At 58.4% G+C, this 615-nt stretch carries 1 protein-coding gene; it reads right to left on the reverse strand.

Going from position 1 to position 615, the window contains the following annotated elements; genetic code table 11:
- Positions 1-615, reverse strand: a 615-nt coding sequence (locus PEH01S_RS34355) for a condensation domain-containing protein (RefSeq protein WP_246063160.1), incomplete at both ends; no start/stop codon positions are given.

Here is a 615-nt window from a genome sequence, read left to right on the forward strand (position 1 = left end):
TTCCAGCATATGGACGAGATGGCCGCGCATCCGCTCCAGCGTCGAACGATCGAACGCCAGCGCATTGTATTCAAAGTGGATCCCCATGTCATCGCCCGGCATCACCGTAATGTTGAACGCATAGTTCGTCTGCTCGGACATCGCGACGTTGGCAATCCCGAAGCTGTCCGCGCTATCGCCTCCCATTTGCTCCATTTCCTGCTCGACCGGGAAATTTTCGAACACGATGATATGGTTAACCAAATCCTGCTTTTGCTCAGTCAACGCTTGAATCTCATAGAGCGGATACGTTTCGTAAGCGCGGGAAGCCAGCGCCTGCTCCTGCGTGGCCCGCAGCAGGTCCGCAAACGTCGTTTCCGCTTCGCTGCGAATCCGCACCGGAATCGTGTTGATGAACAGCCCGATCATCCGGTCGATGCCCGGAATGTTGTCCGGACGGCCCGATACGACGCTGCCGAACACGACGTCCCCGTTGTTGTTGTATTTTTGCAGCACGACGCCCCAAGCCGCCTGCAGAAGCGTATTCATCGTCACCTGGTGCCGCTTCGCCGTCCGGCGCATCTGCTCGGTCAGCCGCTTGCCAAGCTGGAACGTCAGCTCCTCGGCCGCATAGCC

It is taken from the genome of Paenibacillus ehimensis NBRC 15659 (genome assembly GCF_004000785.1).
GTDB lineage: Bacteria > Bacillota > Bacilli > Paenibacillales > NBRC-103111 > Paenibacillus_G > Paenibacillus_G ehimensis.